General features: G+C 60.1%; 22 protein-coding genes. 12 read left to right on the forward strand and 10 right to left on the reverse strand.

The annotated features are described in order from the left end of the window. Nucleotides 1-72 precede the first annotated feature (72 nt). Genes B5G03_RS07035 through B5G03_RS07085 form a run of 11 tightly spaced genes read left to right on the forward strand, consistent with a single transcriptional unit; the run spans nucleotide 73 to nucleotide 14,592 of the window. A complete protein-coding gene (locus tag B5G03_RS07035) occupies nucleotides 73-1,983 on the forward strand; it encodes a hypothetical protein (protein WP_087181031.1) in 1,911 nt (636 codons plus the stop codon). Beyond that, nucleotides 1,980-2,585 carry a hypothetical protein gene (locus B5G03_RS07040; RefSeq protein ID WP_087181032.1) on the forward strand — a complete coding sequence of 202 codons (606 nt, stop codon included), beginning with the start codon at nucleotides 1,980-1,982 and terminating at the stop codon, nucleotides 2,583-2,585. The genes B5G03_RS07035 and B5G03_RS07040 overlap by 4 nt, the downstream gene beginning before the upstream one ends. 15 nt (nucleotides 2,586-2,600) lie before the next feature. Then, nucleotides 2,601-4,472: a hypothetical protein gene (locus B5G03_RS07045; RefSeq protein WP_087181033.1), complete on the forward strand. Its 1,872-nt coding sequence runs from the start codon at nucleotides 2,601-2,603 to the stop codon at nucleotides 4,470-4,472. Between the two features lie 4 nt (nucleotides 4,473-4,476). Next, on the forward strand, nucleotides 4,477-5,625 hold the full coding sequence (locus B5G03_RS18000; RefSeq protein ID WP_275539299.1) for a hypothetical protein: 1,149 nt from the start codon (nucleotides 4,477-4,479) through the stop codon (nucleotides 5,623-5,625). A 13-nt stretch (nucleotides 5,626-5,638) separates the two neighbouring features. After that, nucleotides 5,639-6,154, forward strand: a complete 516-nt coding sequence (locus tag B5G03_RS07055; RefSeq protein ID WP_087181034.1) for a collagen-like domain-containing protein — start codon at nucleotides 5,639-5,641, stop codon at nucleotides 6,152-6,154. A 13-nt stretch (nucleotides 6,155-6,167) separates the two neighbouring features. Next, nucleotides 6,168-6,716 (forward strand): hypothetical protein, encoded by a 549-nt coding sequence (locus B5G03_RS07060; protein ID WP_087181035.1) that lies wholly within the window; start codon nucleotides 6,168-6,170, stop codon nucleotides 6,714-6,716. Next, nucleotides 6,713-7,969, forward strand: coding sequence for a glycoside hydrolase family 25 protein (locus B5G03_RS07065; protein ID WP_087181036.1), 1,257 nt, complete (start codon nucleotides 6,713-6,715; stop codon nucleotides 7,967-7,969). Before B5G03_RS07060 ends, B5G03_RS07065 begins: the two co-directional genes overlap by 4 nt. A gap of 10 nt (nucleotides 7,970-7,979) precedes the next feature. Further along, nucleotides 7,980-8,234 (forward strand): hypothetical protein, encoded by a 255-nt coding sequence (locus tag B5G03_RS07070; RefSeq protein ID WP_087181037.1) that lies wholly within the window; start codon nucleotides 7,980-7,982, stop codon nucleotides 8,232-8,234. 2 nt (nucleotides 8,235-8,236) lie between these two features. Beyond that, nucleotides 8,237-8,500 carry a phage holin family protein gene (locus tag B5G03_RS07075; RefSeq protein WP_087181038.1) on the forward strand — a complete coding sequence of 88 codons (264 nt, stop codon included), beginning with the start codon at nucleotides 8,237-8,239 and terminating at the stop codon, nucleotides 8,498-8,500. Nucleotides 8,501-8,558: 58 nt separating this feature from the next. Further along, entirely contained in the window at nucleotides 8,559-9,641 is a 1,083-nt protein-coding gene (locus B5G03_RS07080) for a hypothetical protein (RefSeq protein WP_087181039.1), read from the forward strand. A 19-nt stretch (nucleotides 9,642-9,660) separates the two neighbouring features. Beyond that, nucleotides 9,661-14,592, forward strand: coding sequence for a hypothetical protein (locus B5G03_RS07085; RefSeq protein ID WP_087181040.1), 4,932 nt, complete (start codon nucleotides 9,661-9,663; stop codon nucleotides 14,590-14,592). Nucleotides 14,593-14,645: 53 nt separating this feature from the next. Here B5G03_RS07085 and B5G03_RS07090 read toward each other — a convergent pair whose 3' ends face one another. Both B5G03_RS07090 and B5G03_RS07095 read right to left on the reverse strand, forming a co-directional pair. Beyond that, nucleotides 14,646-15,386 carry a BRO-N domain-containing protein gene (locus B5G03_RS07090; protein ID WP_087181149.1) on the reverse strand — a complete coding sequence of 247 codons (741 nt, stop codon included), beginning with the start codon at nucleotides 15,384-15,386 and terminating at the stop codon, nucleotides 14,646-14,648. Between the two features lie 106 nt (nucleotides 15,387-15,492). After that, nucleotides 15,493-15,690: a hypothetical protein gene (locus B5G03_RS07095; protein WP_087181041.1), complete on the reverse strand. Its 198-nt coding sequence runs from the start codon at nucleotides 15,688-15,690 to the stop codon at nucleotides 15,493-15,495. Nucleotides 15,691-16,537: 847 nt separating this feature from the next. On the opposite strand from B5G03_RS07095, the gene B5G03_RS07105 reads away from it, so the two are divergent. Continuing rightward, the gene (locus tag B5G03_RS07105) at nucleotides 16,538-17,368 is read left to right on the forward strand and encodes a J domain-containing protein (RefSeq protein WP_087181043.1); all 831 of its coding nucleotides are present in this window, start codon (nucleotides 16,538-16,540) and stop codon (nucleotides 17,366-17,368) included. 88 nt (nucleotides 17,369-17,456) lie between these two features. On the opposite strand, the gene B5G03_RS07110 is transcribed toward B5G03_RS07105, so the two are convergent. From B5G03_RS07110 to B5G03_RS07145, 8 genes are all read right to left on the reverse strand, one after another. Next, nucleotides 17,457-17,834, reverse strand: coding sequence for a sigma factor-like helix-turn-helix DNA-binding protein (locus B5G03_RS07110; RefSeq protein WP_087181044.1), 378 nt, complete (start codon nucleotides 17,832-17,834; stop codon nucleotides 17,457-17,459). Beyond that, nucleotides 17,831-18,121 carry a hypothetical protein gene (locus tag B5G03_RS07115; RefSeq protein WP_087181045.1) on the reverse strand — a complete coding sequence of 97 codons (291 nt, stop codon included), beginning with the start codon at nucleotides 18,119-18,121 and terminating at the stop codon, nucleotides 17,831-17,833. Before B5G03_RS07115 ends, B5G03_RS07110 begins: the two co-directional genes overlap by 4 nt. Beyond that, nucleotides 18,118-18,507: a hypothetical protein gene (locus B5G03_RS07120; protein ID WP_087181046.1), complete on the reverse strand. Its 390-nt coding sequence runs from the start codon at nucleotides 18,505-18,507 to the stop codon at nucleotides 18,118-18,120. The genes B5G03_RS07115 and B5G03_RS07120 overlap by 4 nt, the downstream gene beginning before the upstream one ends. Further along, the gene (locus B5G03_RS07125) at nucleotides 18,494-18,877 is read right to left on the reverse strand and encodes a hypothetical protein (protein WP_087181047.1); all 384 of its coding nucleotides are present in this window, start codon (nucleotides 18,875-18,877) and stop codon (nucleotides 18,494-18,496) included. Before B5G03_RS07125 ends, B5G03_RS07120 begins: the two co-directional genes overlap by 14 nt. Before the next feature lie 250 nt (nucleotides 18,878-19,127). Next, nucleotides 19,128-19,538, reverse strand: coding sequence for a nucleoside triphosphate pyrophosphohydrolase family protein (locus tag B5G03_RS07135; protein WP_087181049.1), 411 nt, complete (start codon nucleotides 19,536-19,538; stop codon nucleotides 19,128-19,130). A 17-nt stretch (nucleotides 19,539-19,555) separates the two neighbouring features. Further along, nucleotides 19,556-19,696 carry a hypothetical protein gene (locus B5G03_RS17385; RefSeq protein ID WP_162613363.1) on the reverse strand — a complete coding sequence of 47 codons (141 nt, stop codon included), beginning with the start codon at nucleotides 19,694-19,696 and terminating at the stop codon, nucleotides 19,556-19,558. Continuing rightward, complete coding sequence (locus B5G03_RS07140) at nucleotides 19,693-20,109, reverse strand: RusA family crossover junction endodeoxyribonuclease (RefSeq protein WP_087181050.1); 417 nt, start codon at nucleotides 20,107-20,109, stop codon at nucleotides 19,693-19,695. The genes B5G03_RS17385 and B5G03_RS07140 overlap by 4 nt, the downstream gene beginning before the upstream one ends. Nucleotides 20,110-20,151: 42 nt before the next feature. Then, nucleotides 20,152-22,383 carry an AAA family ATPase gene (locus B5G03_RS07145; RefSeq protein WP_087181051.1) on the reverse strand — a complete coding sequence of 744 codons (2,232 nt, stop codon included), beginning with the start codon at nucleotides 22,381-22,383 and terminating at the stop codon, nucleotides 20,152-20,154. Nucleotide 22,384 lies beyond the last annotated feature (1 nt).

The following is a 22,384-nucleotide window of genomic DNA, read 5'->3' on the forward strand; positions in this document are numbered from 1 at the left end:
TGCCGGCGGTGCGGCCTTCATGCAAAGACAGGAGGGCCTATGAAGGAAGGATTTTTGAGGCGCGCAAAGCTTATGCAGCCCCAGGGCTCTGCGGCAAAGCGCGCGAAATGGCAGGCCCGGCTGGACTACGCAAAGCGCAGCTACGACCCGCTGCGCCAAAAGATGGACCGGCGGCAGGCCTACTACACCGGCGACCATTCCATCCCCGCGGCCTCCGGTGCAAGCAAGGCCAAGGACGCCACCAACGTGCGCAACATCGTGTATGAGCTGATCGAGAGCCAGGTGGACAGCACCGTGCCCCAGCCTCGGGTGACCGCCATCCACCCGGAGGACAAGGAGCTGGCCCGCAAGATCGAGGCACTGCTGCTCAACCAGATCCGGCTGCTGAATTTCAAGGAGCTGAACGATCTGCAGGAGCGCACGGTGCCCATTCAGGGCGGCGACTACTGGCAGGTGGAGTGGGACCCGAACGCGGGCTTCCACTGCACGCTGGGCGATCTGAGCGTGTGCGAGCGCCATCCTAAGCAGGTGATCCCCCAGCCGGGCGTGTACGACGTGGAGAAGATGGAGTACATTTTCGTGCTGGTGAGCCAGAGCCGGGAATATCTGGAACGGCGGTACGGGGTGAAGATCGAAGAGGAAAGCGAGAGCGATGTGAGCGCCCGCACCGCCGATGGTGAATATGTGGAAGGGCTTGTGACCCAGAACATTGTTTACTTCCGCAACCGGGAGGGCGGGATCGGCCTGTTCAGCTGGGTGGGCGACCAGACCCTAGAGGATCTGGAGGACTACCAGGCCCGGCGGGGTGAGGTGTGCTGCGAATGCGGGACTCGGCGCACCGCCGCCGCATGCCCGGTGTGCGGCTCGAAAAAATTCCGGCAGGCCCCACTGGAGGCCCAGGAGCTGGAGCGGGACATTACCCTGGCGGACGGCACCCTTGTCCCCGCCCTTGAACCGGGAGAGCCGGAGCCGGTGAAAAACCCGGACGGCAGCATTCAGACCGATCTTCTGACCGGCGAACCCATCTGGCAGGAGGGGCCCCCGGTGCGCACTACCATCCCCTACTACAAACCGAATGCGTTTCCCCTTGTGCTGCGGCGCAACGTGCGCCTGTTCGGACAGCTTCTGGGCTCCAGCGATGTGGACGTGATCGAGGACCAGCAGATCGCCGTTTCCAAGTTCGGCACCAAGATCGAGGAAAAGCTGCTGAAGGGCGGCAGCTATGTGACCCTGCCCGAAGGGGTGAACGTGGAAACCACCGACCGAGAGCTGAAGGTGCTGCGGATGCGCAACCCCGCGGACAAGAGCATGATTGGCGTGGTCAACGTGCAGGTGGACACCAGCCGTGACCAGAACATGCTGGAAACAAACTATGCCTGGGCCAAGAGCACCCTGGGCATCACCGATGCCTTCCAGGGCAAGTACGATGCCTCGGCCACCAGCGGAACCGCCAAACAATTCTCGGCCAACCAGTCGGCGGGGCGCCTGCAATCCAAACGGGAGATGAAAAACCAGGCCTACGCGAAGCTGTATAAGCTGATGTTCCAGTTCATGCTGGCCTACGCGGATGAGCCCTATCCCCTGACCTATCAGCAGCCGGACGGACAGCAGCAGTTCACCCATTTTGACCGGTACGACTTTTTGAAGCAGGACGCGGCCGGCGAATTTTACTGGTGCGATGAGTTCATCTTTGAGGTGGACCCGGCCTCCAACCTGGCCAGCAACCGGGAGACCCTGTGGAGCATGATCGACGTGAAGTATCAGGCGGGTGCCTTTGGCCCGATCAACGAGCTGCAGAGCCAGTATCGGCTGTGGACTCTGCTGGCCGAGACCGGCTACCCCCACGCGGAGGCCATGAAGGCGAGCATCAAGCAGGAGATCGACGAACAGAAGGCCGCCGCTTTGCAGGCTGCGGGGGTACAGCCCGGACTGACCGGCCAGGCTGCCGCGGCGGACACCGGACATCTGGAGGGCGGCTTATGACCTGGAAAGACGTGAAGCTGGCGGTTTTGCAGAAGATGTTTTCGGCGGACGGGACCACCATCAACGAGAACGATGAGAGCGTGCGGGAGTACATGAACGCCATGCCGCAGGCGGCAAATGAAGGGCTTCAGCTGCTCTGCACCGCAGGCAAGGCGCTGCGAAAATGCTACGAGATCCCGGACAAGGCAGCTGGCGTTCTGACCGTTGACCTGACCCGGGAGCTGACGGATTTTTACCGGGCGGACCGGCTGGAGGTATACGGCTTTGATGAATCGGGCACCCCCTGCCCCGTGACCGGTGCTCAGCTTGTGGGCGGACGGTTTTTAGTTCTTCCGGACGGGGTGCAGGGCCGGATGCTGTTTTATTACGACGCATGGCCCCCTGCCATTACCCTGACCACACCGGACGATGAGGAGATCCCCCTTGACCCGGATGCCGCGGTGATTTTGCCGCTGTACATTGCCAGCCAGCTGTACAAGGACGATGACATTGCCATTGCCACGGTGTACCGAAACGAATTCGAGGTAGCCTTCGGGCTGCTGAAGCAGCCCTGCTCCGGCGTGACCTCGGACGAATTCACCAGCGTGAGCGGGTGGATCTGACGGGAGGTGTGACGATTGGCGACCTTTAAGGTGCCCAGCCAGGTGAGCCGCAGCGTGCTGACGGTGGACACCCTGCTGGGCGTGGACATGACCAACGACCCCAGCAACGTGGACAAGAGTCAGAGCCCGAACGGACAGAACCTGATCCGGGACGTGCCCGGCAAGGTGCGCAAGTGCATGGGGTATGAAAAGCTGTTTACGCTGGAGGGTGCGATTCACGGCTACCATGGGTACGGAGAAAAGCCCGGCCTGCTGCATGCCGGAACAAAGCTGTATCGGGTGGACCTTGCCGGTGAGGATGAGCCGGAGCTGGTATACAGCGACGCTGCCGACCGGCCCAGCCGCAGCTGGCAGCTGGCGGAGCGGCTGTTTCTTGCGGATGGCAAAGCTCTGCTGGTCTATGACGGGAAAACGGTAAAAAAGGCATCCGAAGTTGCGAAAATTCCTCTGTTCACCATTGCGAAGGCTCCCGCCGGAGGCGGCAAGCAATATGAACAGCTGAACCTGCTGCAGCCAAAATTTCAGGAGATGTTTCTGGGGACAGAGGATGCAAAGGAATACCACCTGAGTTTTTCCGGGCTGGATTCCACCGCTGTGGTCGTGGAGGTGCTGAGTGCCCAAGGCGACTGGGTAAAGAAAAGTGAGGGAAATGATTTTTCGGTAAACCGGCAGACCGGTGTGGTGACCTTCACCACCGCCCCAGGGCCGAGCCCGGTGAGCGGACAGGACAATGTGCGGATCACTGCGGCGCGGACCGTGGCCGGATACGCCGACCGGATCAACAAGTGCGACATCGGCATTCTGTTCGGGGTAAACGGCGCGGCGGACCGTCTGTTCCTTTCCGGCAACCCGGACTACCCCAGCTATGACTGGTATTCCGGGCAGAACGACCCCACCTACTGGCCGGACACCGGGTACAGCACCCTGGGCAGCGGCGGCAGCGCGGTGATGGGATACAGCATCATCAACAACTATCTGGCCGCCCATAAGGATGAGCGGGACACCGACCGGAACGTGGTGATCCGCCGCGGGGACCTGGTGGATAACCAGCCCGCCTTCCCCATCACCAACACGCTGCAGGGGCCAGGCGCGGTGGCGAAGGGCAGCTTCTGCTACCTTTGCACCGAGCCGGTGTTTCTGACCGCGCTTGGCATTTACGCCATTACCCCCAGCGACATCAGCGGTGAGCGCTACAGCCAGGACCGGAGCTACTATGTGAACGGCGCGCTGACCCGGGAGAGCGGACTGGCAGGGGCAGTGGCTGCGGTGTTCCGGGACCTTTACTGGCTGTGTGTGAACGGACACGCCTACATTCTGGACGGGCTGCAGAGCCTGGGACAGGAGCGGAGCGAACCCTATTCCACCCGGCAGTACGCCTGCTTTTACCGCACGAACCTTCCCGCCAGCGCGATCTGGGTGGAGAACGACCGGCTTTTCTTCGGGGACAGCACCGGAGCCGTATACCGCTTTTATGATGACCCCCAGGCGCAGGAGAGCTACAACGATGATGGGCAGCCCATCCACGCGGTTTGGGAGACGCCGGATTTTTCCGGCAAGCTGTTTTACAAGAACAAGACCTTTCGCTATCTTGCTTTGCAGCTGACCCCGGCTGTTGCCACCAGCGTGAAGCTCTATGCCCAGAAGCGGGGCATCTGGGGATTTTTACGGGAGGAGACTCGCAAGGCCCGCTACTTCAGCTATGCGAGCCTGATCTATTCAAAATTCACCTATTCCAACGACCAGACCACCAAGACGCTGCACACAAAACTGCGCATCAAGCGGGTGGACAAGGCCCGGTTCCGCTTTGAAAACGATCAGCGGAACGAGCCCTTCGGCCTGATGGCCTACGCGCTGGAATATGTGGAAAACGGAAACTACAAGGGGTGAGAAAATGGCATTCAAACGGATCGAGGACAGTGACCTGAAGGGTAAGGGCAACGTGGGCCGCCCGGATACCCCAGGCGTGGATACCGCTGAGATGCAGCGGATTCTGGACGAGATCCCCCGGGAGATCATTGTGCCTGCCTTCAACGCGCTGGTAGACGCTCTGAACGAGGGCGGTGGTGCGGACGGGATCACCGTAACTGTGCCGGATGGTGTGCCGGAAGGGACCGCCAGCAATTTGAACGCGGTACTGGCTGCGCTGGGCGCGGAGCTGCTCAAGCGGGTGATCAGCGACGACGTGAAGAAGATCCGGCTCAATTCCTTCGGCGAGCTGGAGGTAAGCACCGACGGCAGCAAGTTCACGGTGGCGTCCAGCCGGGGCCATGTGATCGAGGACGGTCTGGACAACACCTACACCCAGCGGCGCAAGCTGCGCTTCAAGTTCACTCAGGTGGAGGATGACCCGGACAGCGACGCAACCGTGGTATACGGCCTGCCCGGACCGGAAGGTCCTCCCGGCCCCGGCGGCGTAGTGACCGACCTGGACCCCGGCCTGTTTGCCCTGACCGTGGACGAGGAAGGCAACGTGTTTTTGCAGCACAACGACGGCGAACCCACGCCGCCCTTCTCCATCGACGGGGACAAGAACCTGATCTACACCGTATCGGACGAGGTGCAGATCAATCTGGGCAATATTCGAGGGCCGCAGGGTGTGCAGGGTGTACAGGGTGTAAAAGGAGACACCGGCGAGCGGGGACCGCAGGGGCCCACCGGACCGCAGGGGCAGACAGGACCACAGGGCCCGAAAGGCGAAAAGGGTGATACCGGTGTGCAGGGCCCCCAGGGGCCTGCCGGCCCACAGGGCGAAACAGGCCCCCAGGGCAGCCCCGGCCCACAGGGCGAAAAGGGCGACCCGGGTGAGACCGGCCCCAAGGGAGACCCGGGCTTTTTCAAGATGGACGTGGACGAAAGCGGTAATCTTTCGGTCTACTACGGCGCGGGAGAGCCCCCTCCCCTTTCCATCGAGGACGGACATCTGGTTTATACCTTACAGGACGGCCAGAAGCTGGATCTGGGCAATGTGACCGGCCTGCGCGGGCCCACCCCGGCGCTGGAGCTGGAGGAAAATGGAGACCTGTATGTGCGGTACGAGTAAAGGAGGATGAAAGATGGCAGAACGGCAGCTTTTGGGCAACATCAAAGGCCCCAAGGGCGATACCGGCCCGCAGGGCCCGAAAGGCGATACCGGTGCGCAGGGGCCCAAGGGAGACACAGGACCCCAAGGCCCGCAGGGTGAACGGGGTGCGACCGGCTCCACCGGCGCACAGGGACCGGCCGGCACCCGGGGCAGCACCTGGTACACCGGCACCGGCATCACCGGAACCAGCACCACGGGCACCGTGTTTTCCGGCAGCGGCGTAAGCAGCGCCATTGTGGGAGACATGTACATGAACAGCAGCACCAACTATGTGTACAAGTGTACCCTGGGCGGCGCTGCATCGGTGGCAAAATGGGCCTATGTGGCCACCCTGAAGGGACCCAAGGGGGACACCGGCGCCCAGGGCGCAAAGGGCGATACCGGCGCCCAGGGCCCGCAGGGTCCCACCGGACCGGCCGGAGCGGATGGGAAAGCCCCCTCCTTCGAGCTGGACGAAGAGGGAAACCTGTATGTGAGTTATTCGTAAAGGAGGATAAAAGATGGCGGAACAGAAACTGCTGCTGGGCAACGTGCGCGGCCCCCAGGGTCCGGCAGGGCCCAATGAGGTGAGCTCCGAAACGTCCACCAGCGGGTTTGAGAATGGTCATGTGCTGGTCAACAACAACGGAAAGGTGGGCGGCAAAAAGCTGACTGCCTCGGACGTTGGCGCACGCCCGGACAGCTGGACCCCCAGTGCAGAGGATGTGGGCGCGATTCCCAAGGGGCACACGAAAACTCTGGCGAGCGGTCTGGCCTGGAAAACGGGGTCGATCAACACTCCTGCCGGATGGGATGATTACACGCTGATCCAGCTCAGCTCCAACTTTGGCAAGGCCATCATCAAAAACGTACCGAAAGATGGCAGTGCAATTGCGTTTTTTGCGAACAACTCGGACAGCTATATCAACGCAACCTCTGCCACGATCTCCCGCAATTCCACCGGCGGCAGCATTACATTATCGAACTTGCTGAGCTTGCGGCTGAGCACCAGCGGCGTGACCAAAAACAACACTGAGTTCAACATTTATCAGATTGAGGGGATTGCATGAACATCACACAGGAACGAATCAGAGAAATCTGCAAAAGCTTCGTATCTGGTATGAATGCGGAGCAGATCGCAGCGGTGGAAGGCCTGAGCGATGCGGCCGTAGAACTGCTGCTGGCGGACCATGCCAAAGAATGCTGTGAAATCCAGGCGTATCTGGAGCAGATGGGCTGGACGCTGGAGGAAAAGCCTGCGCCGGTGCTGCTGGTGCGCGCCTCCCCTGCCCTTGCCCACGGCATCGATGTGAGCAAGCACCAGGGCACCATCAACTGGGATGCAGTGGCAGCGGACCCCAGTGTGCAGTTTGCCATTCTGCGGGCCGGGTACGGCCGCTACGAAAGCCAGGTGGATGCCCAGTGGGCCCGCAACTATGCCGAGTGCAAGCGGCTGGGCATTCCGGTTGGTGCGTACTGGTACAGCTACGCGACCACCCAGGCGGACGCGGCCACTGAAGGCCGATTGTTTGCCAAGGTGCTGGCGGGCAAACAGTTCGAGTATCCGGTGTACTTCGACCATGAAGACGGCAGCATCCCGGCGGCGCAGCGCACCGCCTGCGCGCTGGCCTTCTTCGATGCTATGGGCGCAGCGTGGTACAAGGGTTATTACTCTTATACCGCATGGATGCCCAGTGTGGATCTTGGCAGCATCCGGCAGCACTGCGACACCGTGTGGCTGGCGGATTACCGGGCAAATCCGGATCAGACCATCCAGCGGGACATGCACCAGTACACCAGCAGCGGCACCGTGGCCGGGATCGGCGGCCGGGTGGACTGCAACCGGGCCTATGTGGACTTTCCTGCTCTCATCCGGGCAGCAGGAAAGAATGGTTTTGAAAAGGAGGAAAATACCATGTACAGCGATACTCTGAAAATTGGCCCCGTGAGCGGCGGCGACCGCAAGACTATGGCGGCACTGGCTGAGAGCCTGAATCTGCCCCACTTTGATGCAGGCGACTACATCGTCATTGGCCCGGCCAGTAAGGGTGACCGGAAGCAGGTGGCGGCCAAAGCCCAGGCGCTGGGCCTAGGTGTGGAGGACTATCTGCCCCCTGAGGAACCCGAGGAGCCGGAGACTCCCGAAAACCCGGACGTGCCGGATATGGAGTTTGACGAGGTCATGTTTATGCTGGCAAAGCTGGACGGCAAGCTGGACCGGGTGCTGGAAAAGCTGGACCTGGTGCAGCAGGCTCTGGAGGACCCCGCCGCCCAGCAGGTGCTGGACAAGCTGGAAAAGGCCGGCGCGGCGCTGGCTCAGTGAGGTGAAGCCGATGGATGAATGGGGCGTAGTTGGGGTGCTGGTGGTGGTGGCCGGGCTGTTTCTTTCGGTGGGGGCGCCGGTGATTCGGCTGAACAGCACCCTCACCAAGCTCTCCACCCTGGTGGAAGGGCTGCGGGACCGGCAGACCCAGCAGGAACAGAACAACACCGAAGGCCACCGCCGCCTGTGGAAACACAACGATGAACAGGATGCGACGCTCAACGATCATGAGACCCGCATCACGATTCTGGAAAGGAAGGATTAACAATGGAATTTATGGGCATCACCGGCGTGGCCGGTATCGTGGTGATCTGCTATCTGGTGGGTTTGGTGGTCAAGGCCACCCCCTGGAACAACAACAAAATCATTCCCATCGTGTGCGGCATGGCCGGTGCGGTGCTGGGTGTGGCGGGCATGTATGTTATGCCCGAGTTCCCGGCGGCTGACCCCATTACCGCCGTGGCGGTGGGCATTGTGAGCGGTCTGGCGGCAACCGGTGCCGATCAGATCGCCAAGCAGCTGAAGCAGTAACGCAGAGCCGGCCCCTGCCCTTATGGCGGGGGCTGGCATCAGGAAAGGAGAGATCGGTATGGCATTGGCGGACTGGGTTCTGGGCGGAAGCCGGGGCGGCCTGACCAGCGAACAGAAAAAGCAGATCAACGAGAGCTACAAGCCGGGCAGCTACGGGCACAGCACCTACAGCGGCCTGGGAAGAAAGCCGAACAGCTCCTCCAGCAGCGGTGGGAGTTCTTCTAAAGGCTCTTCCAGTGGCTCTTCCGGCGGTGGCGGCGCATCGACCCCCGCCTATGACCCCTACGCCGCGTATCAGGCGCAGCTGCAGGCCATCTATGAGGAGCAGCGCCGGGCGGCGGAGGAGGCAGAGCGCCGCAAGCGGGAGGCCGCACAGGCTGCCTATGACCGGAACATGGCAGCTTTGGGCAGCGCCTACCAGAACCAGCTGAGCGGGCTGAAGCAGAACTATGAATCCACCCTGGGCACACTGGAAAACGACTACAACCTGGGCGTGGACGGTGTGAACAAGCAGGCGGACAACGCCCAGCAGCAGGCCTACATCAACTACATGATGAGCAAGCGGGACCTGGGCCAGCAGATGAGCGCCCAGGGACTTTCCGGCGGCGCCGCTGAAAGTACCATGGCCGGGCTGTACAACGAGTACGGCAACAGCCGGAATACCATCGACAGCGGCCGGAACGACAACCTGGCCAGCCTGAAAAACAGCTACGATTCCAGCAAGGCCAGTGCCCTGCAGAGCTACAACGGCCAGCTGAGCGACGCCGAGGCGGCAAAGCTGGCCTACGAGATGCAGCTGGAGCAGAATCTGGCGAACGCCATTGCGGACGCGGCCAGCGTAAACTACGACCAGCAGTTTGCCCTGAGCCAGGATTACCTGAGCCAACTGAGTGACATTCAAAAGGCGCAGGCCGCGGCGGCCCAGAAGGCGGCAGCCCAGAGCTATTCGGCCGGAAATTCGACCCGCAGCGTTTCGACCCGGCAGGCGGACGCGGCCGGCTCCGGCAGTAACGCGTACCGGCTGGCCCAGCAGGTATATTCCAGCTACCAGAACCCGGACGACGTGGTGGACGCGCTGATGCTGAGCGGCGTTTCCAACCAGGACATTCTGGACATTCTGAATCAGATGGGCATCAACTGACAATGTGAGGGGGAGCGACATGGCACGATATGACCTGAACGCACTGGAAAAGCGGCGCAGCGAAACGGTGGAACGGCTGGAACAGATCCCGGATAAGCCCAGCGCCCCCGCTTTCTCGTCTGCTTCCTCCTCCGTTTCCTTTTCCCGCCGAAGTTCCGCTTCCTCTCATTCCCCGACCGCTTCGCCCAAAACGCGGCCCGCGGCGGGGGCGGACTTTTTGCAGCAGACGAAACAGAAAACGAGCGAACCGGCGGCCACTCCCGCAAAGGTGGAAACCTCCTCCCTGACTGGCAGCCGGCCGGACGAAGAGCAGGCCCGGCAGCTGGACACCTGGCTCTCGGACGGGTACCGGCTGAGCCGGGAGGAGAAGGCCGACGCCCGCAGGCTGATCGGGGAAAACAGCGCGGCCATGTGGGAGCTGGAAAAGAGCGGCCAGCAGCCCGACGCCCAGCAGCAGGAATACAGCCGCCAGATGCAGCGGCTGGCCAACAAGATCAGCCCCATTGCCAACGTGATGACCGGCGCGGCGGAGGCCTTTGGCATTCCGGCGCTGGCGGACCTTATGAGCGGCGGCAGCACCGGGGACGATGCAGTGCAGGATGCCCGGACCCAGAACCCCATCGGGACTCTGGGCGGCCAGATCGGCGGCAGCCTGGCCGGTTACGCGCTGGTGGCCCCGGCGGCGGCACAGATCCCTGCCTTGCAAAAAGCGGGCACGGCGCTGGCCGGGACCCGGGGCGCAAAGGCACTGCAGCAGATCCCGGTGCTGGGGCAGGCCTTTGGCGCAGAGGGCATCGCCTCCATGCTGGCGGGACAGGCGGCGGACCTGGTGATGGACACTGCGCCCAGCCTTGCCCGGGATGTGCGGGATGGAAAGAGCGCCGGACAGATCGCCGCCTCCACAATGAAAAATCTGGGCGTGAACGCCGCCCTGAACGTGGTGGGCGAAGAGATTCCTTACTTATGGAGCGCGGGAAGACATGCCCTGCGCGGGATGCGCAGCGGCACCCAAAACGCCGCCGAAGCAGCGGCGCGCGCTGCAAAAAATACTACGGATGCGCTGGACACGGCGAAGGCGCTGCCCTCCCCCGCCACAGCCGCCGGTTCGGCCCCGGTGGGCCAAAAAAGCGAAGTGGACCAGCTGGTGGAGGCCTTCCGGAACGGGACCATGACCAGCCGCCAGATGGACGCTCTGAAGCCAGGCGGCGTTCACCGGGCTGCCTTTGAACAGGCGACCGGCATCAGGCTGCCCGAGACCAGCAGCGCCACCCGCAGGGCACTGGGCCGCGGAATTGACACGAATCTCCCCGAACGGTATGATAAAGCCATAGAATCGACAGAAAGGGCGATGAACGATGGCGAAGCAGCCTTATCGGGGACTGCCGGATATGATCGCAGACCATATAGGGCGTCCGCGGATGAGCGACGAGGAGTGGGCGGAGTACCAGAAGGAATGCCTGGAGGCGAGGGAGTTCGACGAGAAGTACAGCCACCCCTTCGCAGCTCAGTGGAGAGCACAGCGCGGGCTGGGCAGACGGATCACCGTGCAGCAGCAGATGGAGATGCTCCGGGACTTCGAACAATATTTGAAGGAAAACGGGATCGAGCGCCCTTCCAGCAAACGGCAGAAGAATTCGTAAAGCAGGCAGAGGCCTCCGGCATGAAGCTGGGCAGGCTGAAACAGACCTCGTTTGCATATACCCCAGTGGAAATGGATCAGGCCGGTGATAACGCCCGAAGGATTGCAGAAGAATATACTGCTCGCGGGCAGGCATTCGTTTTGACCGATCAGCCGCTTCTGGTCAACAAGGACGGAATGACCCGACAGCTGAGCGATGCGGCTACAGCACCGGACGGTACTGTGTACATCTGGAAAGGTACTGATTTTGACCCTGGGGATACTATGGCGCACGAAGATTTTCACGTTGCTCTGAACCGTGGCGAAAAAAGTGCGCAGGAGTATTATGACACATTCCTTTCCAGCCTCGATTTTCTGGATGAGGATTATCAGGACGCAGCCAGAATCATCAATGACAAATATTTTGATGGGGCGCTTGATCTGACCAACCTGGACGATCTGGACAAGGTAAACCGGGAACTGGCAGCCTATTTTCACGAATTCAAGGAAAACCCGACACTGACCGGATTTAATGATTTTGCTTGGGTGGATGATTTTGACGGGATGCTGGAAAACTCCCGCCGTGCCTTCAAGGAAAGCCTGAACCTGCCGCCGGCCAGCATCGGCGCCAAAAAGCACGACCCTGCCAGCTACGCGGGCATGCAGGCGGAATACGGCACCATCGCCCCCGGCGAAAACGCTGCCCGGGTGGTGGATGTGCCGGTGAGCACGAACGGAACCGACCGGGTAAGCGTGGGCGTGCGCACCCTGATGGAGGCACCCCAGACACCGGATGAGATGATTCCTCTGTATGAAAAGGCGGTGGCGGATGGGCTGTTCTCCCACGATGTGGCCAGAGACCGGCAGGTCGTGAACGAGGCGGTGCAGGCCATTCAGCAAAACGGCTACCAAAAGGAGCTGGATGCCTGGAAAAGCCTTATGAATGACGGCAGCGCCCCCTCCAAGGCAGGCATTGCCAAGGGACAGGTGCTGTATACCCTGGCGACGGAGAACGGCGACACCGAGACCGCCATGAAGCTGGCCGGCGACCTTGCCCGGATCGCCACCGAGGCGGGCCAGAACCTGCAGGCCCAGCGGCTGCTGAAGCGGATGACCCCGGAGGGCAAGCTCTACTATGCCCAGCAGACACTGGAGAGCTTCAAGAAGGAGCTGGTGGATCAGTACGGCAGCCAGTTCGGTAACATCTCGATTCCCGGCGAGCTGGCGGACGCTTTGATGAAGGCGGGCAGCCAGAAGGAGCAGGACGAGGCGCTGCTGGCCATCTACCGGAACATTGCGGATCAGCTGCCTGCCACCTGGGCCGACCGGTGGAACGCCTGGCGCTACCTTGCCATGCTGGCAAACCCCGCCACCCACATTCGGAACGTGGCCTCCAACGCCATCAACATCCCGGTGCGCAGGCTGAAAAACATGATCGGCGCGGCGCTGGAGCCCACCTTTGTGCCTGCCGGACAGCGAACCAAGAGCGTTCTGAACCCGCTGGACAGCGCAGACCGGGCCCTGAAGGAATTCGCCCGGCAGGATCTGGACAACGTGGCCGCCATTCTGGACGGCAGCCAGAAATACAACGACCGGCAGATCATTGAACAGCTGAAGGACCCCTTCAAGGTGAACGGCAGCTGGGGCACCGCTGCTTCCAGTCCACTGCCCCAGCGGATCGCCCGCAAGGCGGCGGACACCGCCGCAGGGGCGGCCAGCCGTCTTTACAAGGCCAACAGCGGGGCGCTGAGTGCCGAGGATACCCTGTTCAAGAAAACCGCATACACGGACAGCCTGGCCCAATACCTGAAGGCCAACCGCATTGACCCGAAAACCGCGGAGGGTGCGGTGCTGGACAAGGCCAGGGCCTACGCCATTGAGGAGGCCAAGCGGGCCACCTACACCGAGGCGAACAGCCTGGCGCAGGCACTGAGCCGACTGGAACGCACCAACCTGGGCACCAAGCTGTTTGTGGGCGGACTGGTCCCCTTCAAGACCACGCCGCTGAACATCATCAAGCGGGGCCTTGCCTACAGCCCGGCGGGGCTGGTGAAGGCGATGACTCTGGACACCGCCCTGATGCGGATGGGCCGGATGAGTGCAGCAGAGATGATCGACAACCTGGCCCAGGGCTTGACCGGCACCGGCATCATGGCGCTGGGCGCCTTCCTGGCAAGCCAGGGACTGGTGAACGGCGTTGCCCCGGAGAACAAAAAGGAGCGGGACTTTAAGGCAGCGGGCGGCTGGCAGGATTACTCTATCAACCTGCCCGGCGGCACCTACACCATTGACTGGGCAGGCCCCGCGGTGATGGCACTTCTGGCCGGTGTGGAGGCCTTCCACGCCAGTGAGCAGGAAGGCTTCGGCTTCAACGAATTCCTGACCGCCATGGGCAACATCACTGAGCCGCTGTTCGACACCACCATGCTCAGCGGCATCAACAGTGCCATTCAGTCGGCCACCTATGCCGGGTCTAACCCGGTGACGGCAGCGGCCGGACAGGCGGTCAGCAACTTTGCCACCCAGGGCATTCCCACCCTGAGCGGACAGCTTGCCCGAGCCATGGACCCGGTGCGGCGCACCCCCTACTCCGACCGGCAGGGAGCGGAGGGCGGGCTTTGGGAGGCTGCCCAGCGGATCACGAACCGGATTCCCGGTCTTTCGGAGCAGAACCCGCCCTATGTGGATGTGTGGGGCCGCACCCAGGAGAACCCGGGCGGCAGCACACTCGGCCGCCTTGCCTACGGGATGCTTTCGCCCGGGTATTACAGCCCGGACCGGACCACCGACGCGGACCGGCTGGTGGAGCAGATCTACGGGACCACCGGCGACGCGGCCGCGCTGCCGGCGCTTTTGAACAGCTCCTTCACCGTGAACGGCGAGAAGGTGGTGCTGGATGCGCAGCAGTTCACCCTGGGCAAGCAGGTGAAGGGCCAGACCTCCGCTGACATGGTGGAGGCGCTGGAGGGCTATGCGCCCTTTGAGGCGCTGGAGCCTGCCGGACAGGCCGCGGTGCTGGAAGGCGTTTACTCGCTGGCGAACACCATGGCCAAGACCCAGGTGATCCCCCAGCTGGAGGAGGACTTCCAGACGGCGGTGAACAGCGGGGATCTGACCGCCACCGAAGCCATGATGCAGGCTTACCTGGACGGCGGCGCCGACGCGGTGATCCCCTACCTTGTGGCGAAGGAGATTGCCGGGGATGTGACCGGCGACAAAAACAGTGCCGGGAAGACCATTCCCGGCAGTAAAAAGCAGAACACCCTGGAGGCGCTGATGGAGGCCGGGTATTCCCGTGCCCAGGCTGAGCGGCTCTACGAAGTAATCGGATGAAAATACCCCCGGCTGCTGAGGAATTTCTTCCAGCGGCCGGGGGTATTTCTTATTCAGATCTGTTCAAATTGGGCCGCATCCACCACGGCATCAACAGACACATTCAACACGCCTGCAATCTTCTGGGCTTCGTCCAGATACAAAGGTTTTTGCCCACAAAGCAATTTATGGACTTTCGCCTGCCACCAGCCCATTCGAAGCGCAAACTCGGAATAGTTTTTACAGTGGCTAAGAATCAGCTTTCTCAGTTCCGGATTTTGTTCCAGTCCGCTTTGATAGGCGGAGTATCTGCTTGCGACCAGCATTTCCCTTCCCCGCATGGAATGGGAAACGAGCTGTTTTGGGGCGGTGTTTCCCGCCTTGAGCAGAGCAAGGATATGCTTCTGATTTTCCAGAATCTGATTCAAAAGCTCGTTCTCCACGGTATTTTGCCGGCCATAACCACCGGTTTTTCTGATTTCCGGCAACACCTCGTCGAACACCCAGCGTTCGAACTGTTCGGCAGCAGGCAGGCGGCTGTGGGTAATGAGCCGATAAACATCGCCTTCCGTGATGAAGCGTGCTTCCTGCGTGCGTCCCAGACTGTCGCAGATGGGGTAACGATTCGTTACCCCATCGCTTTTGCAATGATCAGCCAACGCTTTATTAGTATTCGTGTACCCAAGCGCCGTTGCAACATCCCTGCCGCAGAACAGTACCTTACCATCCTGCTCCACTGTTCGCACAGTTCCAAACGAAGCATGTGAGAAGGTTTGGATGCCGGCTTCATGTGCAACTGCGTGCTGCTGGCCCATCGCAAAACCTGCGTCAAATGCGGCCCTGGTTGCCTTTTCTTGCAGTAACTGAATCCTCTGCTCAAGCATTCCGTTCTTATCTTGGTCAAGTTTACTACAACGCTTATCATTCATTGCACACCCCACCTTCCCCGCCACGGGCTAAGTGCTTTCCCAACATGATTCCGTAACCGATAGCCAAATCTAATGCAAAAAAAGGATTCCCCTGTTTGATGTGGGAATAGCAGATTTCTGCTGCTTGTCTGGCTTCTTTGTACTGGAGAGTTGAGCATGGCTGATGCATCAACAAATTTTTTAAATCCATAATGTATAGTGACTTCCTTTCGTTGCTTGTAAGAAGTCACCCTCTGTGGTAGAATAGATTTACCGGAAGGTAACTTCTGGATGTGGAGAACAACTCGCTTTGCTTCCTACGGCGTGGGCGGGTTGTTCTTTATTTTTTTTCGTGCCTATCCAAAAACTCGATAACGGCAGCTCGCACGGTACTTGCACGTTCTTTCTCATGCTTCGCGCAATAATCATCGAGGCGTTTGAGCTCCTCATCCGTCATTCTCGTGCTTATCTGGTTTGTTCTCGGGCTTTCAGACTTTGGCCTCCCGGTTCTCGGAGACATCTTTTCACCCCACTTTCTGAACTCCGATAATTCAATTATATTTATTGAACTCCAAAAAGTCAACACTTTTTTCGTCTGCATTCTTGCTATTGTTATTCGGATGTGTCATAATTATCAAAAATCGTAAAGTGGTGTATTGTATGGAATCCGGTCTAAAAACAAGCATAAAAGCATTTTTTCTGAACCTGTTTGGAATTCTTGCAGCGTATATTTTGTGGTTAGTACTTTTTCTAGTTCTAACCCCGGTATTGAACTATCTTTTATCTGTTCCCGTGATTGGAAACATTTTGGAATACCCTCGAGGTACGATAATAACAGGAGCACTGCTCCTGAACGGAATTCCGATTTTTCTGGCGTCTTTCGCGGCGAACAAAATAACCAAACACGCATCCTATCGCTTTGCAAACAAGGCGTTTTGCATTTATGTTATCTTGACTTGTGCGTATGCAGGCATTGTCAATGCATCGTTCCTTGCTGAATTGTGCAGTATTGTTTGTGCGATCATATCGCTATATCACTATGAAAAGGAGGCATAATTATGACACATTATGATGTGCTGGGTGTTAGCCCAACTGCCTCCCAGGATGAGATCAAAGCTGCATACCGGAACATGTTAAAGGCATTTCATCCTGATTACTATACCGGAGATAAAGCCTTTGCGGAAAGACAAACCCAAAAAATAGTTGAGGCATATAACGTTCTTCGCGATGAGCAGCGAAGAAGAGACTATGATTTCTTGCTAAACGCTCGCGATCAGGGCAATGCAGAGCGAGAATGTCGTGGTGAAAACCACTCCGATCCAAGCAAAGAGAATCCGCAGTCTGACGCTTCTGCGGATGCACCACCGCCCACTGATACAGCGAAAAGGCCCAGAGGTTCTTCCCGAAAAAGAAGGCTCGAATGGTTTTGCGGCATCGTCATCGCTTTTTTGGGAACACTTCTTACCTTTTGGGCCCCTGCGAATTCCTACCCAACTGATTCCCCCATTGTAATAGATTTGTCTCCTGAGGAGGCATCTGGAAATGGTGCAGAATACCTTGTAACAACTACTCTATATAAGCTCACTAATACCGGCGTTGGAGGGGATTGGGAACATCACTATGCGATAAACAGAAATCCCATCGGAGAAGACGGCCTCGTTGTCTATATCGAAGCCGGAAGCCGCTTGACCCTTTCAGCCTCGTGTACAGAGCAAGATGACAGTATCCCTGATGTGGGATTTGACGAGAACACTATTACGATACTTGAGAAAGATTTAGATTCAGATTTTTCAAGAAGCCTTGAAGTGACCGTTTATGAGGATGGAAAAAAAACACTCAACAGCCCATCTGCCACATTTATCATTCAATTTGATTTTAAAAAGCTGTAAAGTCGATCATAGCTGCTCTATTCAAATGGATTAGTTTATAAAAAGAACTGCGCCGTTCCCTATCTACCTACGAGAACGACGCAGTTTTTTATTTAAGCTGCCGCACCGCACGGTCGTGCAGGCGGTAGACGGTGGACCGGGGCAGGTGCAGCGCCCGGGCGATCTGGCCCATGGACAGGCCGGTGATGTAGCGCAGGTTCAGAATTTCGTGCGCCCGGCCCTGCACCGGTGCGATGGCGGCTGCCACCCTGGCATAGGCGGCGTACATTTCCACCTTGGCGGCATCCAGCCGGCAGCGGGCCTCGTCGATCCGCTCGGCCTGGCTGGCCAGCCGGTCCTCCTCCCGGCTGCGGGCTGCCGGCATGCCGGACAGGCTTTGGGTGATGCGCTCGGATTTGAGCTCCAGCAGCCGCTCACGGGCCGCCTGGACGGTTTTCAATGCGTCGCGGTATTCCCACAGGTTCATAGCTCCTCCTTGGTCATGCGGACCTTCACGCCGCGGGCGATCAGGCTCTGGATCATATCGTAATCGGCCAGCTTCTCCTTGCGCAGGCGGCCGTAGCTGTCGATCACATCCGGCAGCTGGTCGATTACCCGGTTGACGGTTCTTGCGGACAGGCCCGCGTTCAGCATGGCCGCAAAGACCATGCACTGGACCCGGTTGGTGATGTCCTCCACCTGGGCGTCCAGCACCGACTCGGCGGCAATGCGGGCGGCTGCCTTTTCCTTTGTGGTCAGGTATCTGGCTTTCACTGCGCCCGCCCCCTGTTCTGTGGCGGGCCGGCTTTGGCGGCCGGTTCTGCCGGCGGCTTCGTTTTCAGGCCCAGATCGATGCTGGAAAACGAGATGGAATCGCACTCCCCGCAGCGGCCAATCGGTGGGGCCGGGCGGGTGTTCCAGTCCGAAAGGGCCTCTTTGAAATCGTATTTGTATGTGCTGAAAGCAAGTCCACATTTGCACTCAAAGGAGTACGGGTCGCCGCCGCTGTCCGGGTCGTGAAAAGTCGGCTGCCAATCCTCCGGGCCGCGTACCGTTACCGGCTTAAAGCACTTCGGACACGCCAGCACAACGCCATGGAGGGTGCATTCTTCCTGTGCCTGCTTCTCTCCCATCAAGGCGCGGCGCTCAAGGTTGGTCATCCCTGTTTTCCTCCAATCTCTTCTCCAGCATCTCCCATGCGGCATCGGTGAGCGGGCGGCCGCAGTGGGTGCAGTACTGCCTTTCCCACTGTTCCCACATTCGAAGCATATCTTCATCCCCGCACCTCTTGCACGGCTTCCATTTGCTTCTGTCAAAGTGAGACAGCGGTTCCACTGCCGTTCGCTCAAGTTCTGCCCGAAGCTCCTGCACAATCGGCAAGCTTTCGGGATCGATCGTTTTGGCGGAATGGATCATCGACCTCACCCGCAGGATGCAGTCGTTAAATCCCTCCATATATTTTCGATTATTCCAATCAGCCTTCTTGCGGACCACCTGATCCATGAGCTGATCCAGATCACCAAGCCTCATGCGTTCCTTCTCCTTTCATTTACAGTAGTCAATCGCTTCCCACAATTCTCACAGTGCTTCGCCATAGGCCGAACCACAGCGTTGCATCGTGGGCAGCGCCAGGCACCGCCGCCGTAGCGGACTTTGGCCGGGATTTTGCTTTGGGCCGCTTTTCGGGCCTGTTCCAGAGCCAGCCGGTCGAAGCTGCCCTCCGGCAGCCGTTCTTCCATTTGCCGGAGCCTGTGGACAACTGCCTCCCACTGCATTCGGTTCATAATTTCTTGCCCCCGTGCCGGTAGGGGCGGCTTTTGTTATATTCCATCTTCTCCTGTACGATGCGGTCAACGTCCAGATTTTCCTTTCCGAACCAGTCCAGGATTCGGATCAGGCAGTCTGCCATCTCCACGGCGATGCCCTCAGGCTTGTGGCTTTCTTTGCATTCGTATCCATAGCAAATTTCGTTGTGCATAACAGGACGATTATCACACATTTGGCAGTCAATATTAACCTGCTTATACTCCATAGGCCGCCCGGCGCGGTATTCTTCAAGCGCCTCGGACAGCTCAGAGTGGCACAGGGCCACGATCTCGCCGAAGCTGCGCTCCTCTTCCCACCAGCCGTGCTCGACCGCGTTTTCGTGAATCTCTTTCGCCAGTTCATTCATGTTCACAGGTTTACTCATTTCGTTTCTCCTTTCGTTTAAAGCAGCCAGGCCAGCAGGCGCAGAGCGCCCAGCAGGGCTGCGGCGGACAGGATGAGGGTGGCGACGGCCCCTGTGAGCAGCCCGGCACACAGCAGCCGGTACAACAGGCGGGCCAGCCGCACATCGTGCCGGTTCATCCCTGCTCCAGCTCCTGGGCATGGATGTAGATGCCCGGCACATCGGCCCAGAACTTTTCGCAGATCTCGCTGGCCACCTGTGCGTCATCCTTCCAGTAGTGCAGCTGGGTCATCACGTCCTTGAGGGCCTTTTGCAGGTTATCGGTATCCGGCCTGGTGGTTTTATAGCTCCCGTTTTTGTGGCTCTTTCCGGTGGGGAAACACCACTTTACCACCAGCCGAACCGCCCCCTGCATCGGCTTCTGGGGCCGGTGGGGAGCAAGGTGGGCATGCAGCTTGGCTCTTGCCTGGGTCAGCTGAGGCGAATCGTACAGCACCGCATGGGCTTTGCCCTCCTTTTGCCAGGCGCGCAGGCCCTTGTCCTGATGGGTGACGGTGGGCGGGATCATGGGAAGGAAAAATTCCAGCTCCATCGCTGGGTTCACCTCCTTTCGCTTGTTTCTTTTGTATGCGGATCACTTCCGGCCGACCTGGCCGCCGTCCACCCAGAAGCCGCCGTGCTCCTTGAGCCGGTTGCGGACGGTCTTTTCGGTGACGCCCAGGTACTGGGCCAGCTCCGACACGGCCACCGGTCTGCCCTCCATATTGCAGGCATCGAAGGCGGTATCCAGCGAGCTTTTCCGCTCCTCCCTGCGCTGGCCCTCGGTCTTGCGTTTGTTAAAATTGGTCTTCCAGCTGGTGCGGCCGCCCTTGGTCTCCATATCCGGCTGCAGATCGCCCAGCACGCCGGTGGTATCCTGCCGGTGGACCGGGAAGTCGAACCAGAGATTCATGGCCGGGAAGCGGGCAAATTCCCGCAGCGTGCCCTCGATGCGCCAGGCAGTAAGCCCGGCGGCGGCCCGGCGGGCCTGTTCGATGTCCAGCGCCAGCTTGGCCCGCTCCATGCCGTCCAGCTGCTCGCCGCAGACCAGCTGCATCTGCAATGCGCTGCAGGCGTCGTCCTGGCTGGCAGAGCTCTCCTTCCCTGCCCGGCGCAGCGCCTGCATACACACCGCGCACACGGCGGCATTCTCCTGCTGGGTGCGCAGCTCCGGAGAGATCTCCAGCTCGATCAAATCCAGAAGGGCATCCGGGTCGCGGGCGAACACGCCGGAGCCGGAGGCCCGGTCCATGCTGCGCTTGCCGCCCTGGGCGCCCTTGGAATGGTGGTGGCAATAGATCACGGCGCAGCCCAGCTCGGTACAGACCTTATCGAACTGATTGCAGAAGGCGGCCATCTGGTCGGCGGAATTCTCGTCGCCGGTGATCACCTTATAGATCGGGTCGATGACGATGGCGAGGTAGCCTTTCTTCGCCGCCCGGCGGATCAGGCGCGGGGCCAGCTGATCCATGGGGACGCTGCGGCCGCGCAGGTTCCAGATATCCAGATTGGCAAGATGCTCCGGCCGCCAGCCCAGGGCGTTGTACACATCCCGGAAGCGGTGCAGGCAGGAGGCCCGGTCCAGCTCCAGATTCACATACAGCACCCGGCCCTGGGCACAGTCAAAGCCCAGCCAGGGGCGGCCCTCGGCGATGGCGATGCACAGCTCGATGAGGGCAAAGCTCTTGCCCGCCTTGGAGGGGCCGGCCAGCAGCAGCTTATGGCCCTGGCGCAGCACGTCCCGGATCAGAGGCGGGGCAAGGGGCGGCAGGTCGTTCCACACATCCGCCAGGGCCTCGGTGTCCGGCAGGTCGTCGGTGGAGGCTTCCACCCACTCCTTCCATTCCTCGAAATTTTGCTTGCCGATGCCGGTATCCAGCAGATACTGCTTGTTTTCGCCCCGCTGCACGCCCGGCATCCGGGACAGGCGGGAGGGGTTGCGGTTCTGCTGGTCCAGCGTCAGGCCGTTTTTCTTGCAGACCGCGTAGAGGTAATCCACCCGGCGGCGGTATTCCTCGTAGCTGTCGGCGTCGATGTGAACGATGGCGTGCAGGCTCTTTTTGCCCGAGTAGACCAGCGCTGCCACCGGCAGCTCCAGCTCCCGGATGATGGCGTTCTGCCGTTCCAGCTCCATGGAGTCCGATTCCACCAGCGCGAACCGGTATTCGGTGACATTCTCGTTGCGCACGCCCTTGCCGTCCAGCGGGTTGAAGCGAATCCAGGCGCCCACCTTCGGGTCATAGTCGCCCAGAACGCTGCCCACGTCCCCCTTACAGGCACGCAGCGCATCGATAAGCTGGCCGGCGGTGCGGTCGGTACAGCCCTTGGTGGGCACATACCGGCCGTCCTTCTGCCAGCTTTCGGTCACATAGCCCACCAGCTCGTCCGGCTCGAAGAGGGCCTGCAGGTAATCGATCAGCTGGCTGGCCGGGTCCCACGTCTCCGGGATGGAGAGCTCCCTGCCCTCCACCCAGTTTTTATCCACCAGCGGGCGCTCGGACGCCTGCCTGCCGGAGGCGGGGCCGATCAGGTCGTCCCAATCCAGGGCATAGTCCTCCCCGGCGGGAGAATAGCCCCGGTCCAGCGCCATCTGCACGATGGCGCCTGCGGTGACCGGGGCTGCCCCGCAGCGGCCGAAGCCCTCCCATTTGCGGGCACATTCCCCCGGATGATAGCGGCCGGCATCCCGCTGGCTCCACTGCTCCCAGAGGCTCAGCGGATAGCCGGATTCCTTGAGGCCCATGCCCACCTGCAGCCACTGGGTATAATCCAGCGCGGCGGGGTCCAGAAAATCCAGGATCGGGGTAAGGCTTCGCTGCTGTTCCATG

It is taken from the genome of Gemmiger sp. An50 (assembly GCF_002161595.1).
Classification (GTDB): Bacteria; Bacillota; Clostridia; order Oscillospirales; family Ruminococcaceae; genus Allofournierella.

Bases quoted from the DNA above. Each gene is read 5' to 3' on its own strand.
- B5G03_RS07035 (WP_087181031.1), top strand. From the start codon at position 73: ATGCAGCCCCAGGGCTCTGCGGCAAAGCGCGCGAAATGGCAGGCCCGG.
- B5G03_RS07040 (WP_087181032.1), top strand. From the start codon at position 1,980: ATGACCTGGAAAGACGTGAAGCTGGCGGTTTTGCAGAAGATGTTTTCG.
- B5G03_RS18000 (WP_275539299.1), top strand. From the start codon at position 4,477: ATGGCATTCAAACGGATCGAGGACAGTGACCTGAAGGGTAAGGGCAAC.
- B5G03_RS07055 (WP_087181034.1), top strand. From the start codon at position 5,639: ATGGCAGAACGGCAGCTTTTGGGCAACATCAAAGGCCCCAAGGGCGAT.
- B5G03_RS07060 (WP_087181035.1), top strand. From the start codon at position 6,168: ATGGCGGAACAGAAACTGCTGCTGGGCAACGTGCGCGGCCCCCAGGGT.
- B5G03_RS07065 (WP_087181036.1), top strand. From the start codon at position 6,713: ATGAACATCACACAGGAACGAATCAGAGAAATCTGCAAAAGCTTCGTA.
- B5G03_RS07070 (WP_087181037.1), top strand. From the start codon at position 7,980: ATGGATGAATGGGGCGTAGTTGGGGTGCTGGTGGTGGTGGCCGGGCTG.
- B5G03_RS07075 (WP_087181038.1), top strand. From the start codon at position 8,237: ATGGAATTTATGGGCATCACCGGCGTGGCCGGTATCGTGGTGATCTGC.
- B5G03_RS07080 (WP_087181039.1), top strand. From the start codon at position 8,559: ATGGCATTGGCGGACTGGGTTCTGGGCGGAAGCCGGGGCGGCCTGACC.
- B5G03_RS07085 (WP_087181040.1), top strand. From the start codon at position 9,661: ATGGCACGATATGACCTGAACGCACTGGAAAAGCGGCGCAGCGAAACG.
- B5G03_RS07090 (WP_087181149.1), bottom strand. From the start codon at position 15,386: ATGGGCCAGCAGCACGCAGTTGCACATGAAGCCGGCATCCAAACCTTC.
- B5G03_RS07095 (WP_087181041.1), bottom strand. From the start codon at position 15,690: ATGGATTTAAAAAATTTGTTGATGCATCAGCCATGCTCAACTCTCCAG.
- B5G03_RS07105 (WP_087181043.1), top strand. From the start codon at position 16,538: ATGACACATTATGATGTGCTGGGTGTTAGCCCAACTGCCTCCCAGGAT.
- B5G03_RS07110 (WP_087181044.1), bottom strand. From the start codon at position 17,834: ATGAACCTGTGGGAATACCGCGACGCATTGAAAACCGTCCAGGCGGCC.
- B5G03_RS07120 (WP_087181046.1), bottom strand. From the start codon at position 18,507: ATGACCAACCTTGAGCGCCGCGCCTTGATGGGAGAGAAGCAGGCACAG.
- B5G03_RS07125 (WP_087181047.1), bottom strand. From the start codon at position 18,877: ATGAGGCTTGGTGATCTGGATCAGCTCATGGATCAGGTGGTCCGCAAG.
- B5G03_RS07135 (WP_087181049.1), bottom strand. From the start codon at position 19,538: ATGAGTAAACCTGTGAACATGAATGAACTGGCGAAAGAGATTCACGAA.
- B5G03_RS17385 (WP_162613363.1), bottom strand. From the start codon at position 19,696: ATGAACCGGCACGATGTGCGGCTGGCCCGCCTGTTGTACCGGCTGCTG.
- B5G03_RS07140 (WP_087181050.1), bottom strand. From the start codon at position 20,109: ATGGAGCTGGAATTTTTCCTTCCCATGATCCCGCCCACCGTCACCCAT.
- B5G03_RS07145 (WP_087181051.1), bottom strand. From the start codon at position 22,383: ATGGAACAGCAGCGAAGCCTTACCCCGATCCTGGATTTTCTGGACCCC.